The sequence below is a fragment of the Rhodococcus sp. NPDC054953 genome (assembly GCF_053609225.1).
On record NZ_JBSGXD010000086.1, the window covers coordinates 1 to 792 of the forward strand.

Here is a 792-nt window from a genome sequence, read left to right on the forward strand (position 1 = left end):
TGCGTGCGGTTGCCAAAGCCGCCCTGCCTTCGCTGTCGCCTCACGAGATCGAACTCCGCGTGGCGCTGAGGATGCAGCGTCTCCAGGTGCTTTACCGTGAGTCTCCCATCGACCATGTCGCCTATGTCCATGAGGCAGCTCTGCGGATGGAGTTCGGGGGCGTGAAGGTCATGCGGGGCCAGCTGGACCACTTGTGTGAAGTCGGTCATCAGGACAACGTGCTGGTCCGAGTGCTGCCGTTCTCATCCGGTGGATTTCCGGGAGCCGGACAGGCCATGTCCTACAACAAGGGCATCGTGTCCCAGCTCGACACGGTCCAACTCGGCTCAGCCCATGGCCCCAGCTTCACCCACGCACCCGCGCAGCTGGATAAGTACCGGTCTCAACTTGACTGGATGGAGAATGCTTCCCTCGGTGCCAGCGAGTCCCGAGATTTCATCAGCGCTCTGACCAGCGCCTGATAGGAGGAAGAGACATGGCTGACATCATCTGGGAGCCCCCCTTCTGCGCAGAGAGTTCTGATTGCTTCCGCCTGGGAACCGACGGCGCGGGCAACGCCTACATAGCGGTCGCCGGGCAGGAGCACCTGTCCATCTCGGACTCACGCGAGGCCCTCGCCACGATGATCCGGGAGATCAAGGCCGGCAAGGCCGACCACCTGCTGTGAGCGGTGCGGGGCCGAGGGGGCGAGGCTGGCGTTCGGGGGCCGGGCACAGGAGAATGGGGCTTCATGTCCGACCAGCAGCCAGCCCCGCACCCCGACCCGATGACCGCCGCGCCCGTGGCGTACGT

The 792-nt window shown here is 64.6% G+C and carries 2 protein-coding genes; both read left to right on the forward strand.

All coding sequences use genetic code 11. From position 1 onward, the window contains the following. A partial coding sequence (locus tag ACWF62_RS20655) for a DUF5753 domain-containing protein (RefSeq protein WP_452631302.1) occupies positions 1-461 on the forward strand: 461 nt, incomplete at its 5' end. A 14-nt stretch (positions 462-475) separates the two neighbouring features. Continuing rightward, complete coding sequence (locus tag ACWF62_RS20660) at positions 476-667, forward strand: hypothetical protein (RefSeq protein ID WP_436978018.1); 192 nt, start codon at positions 476-478, stop codon at positions 665-667. Positions 668-792: the final 125 nt, after the last annotated feature.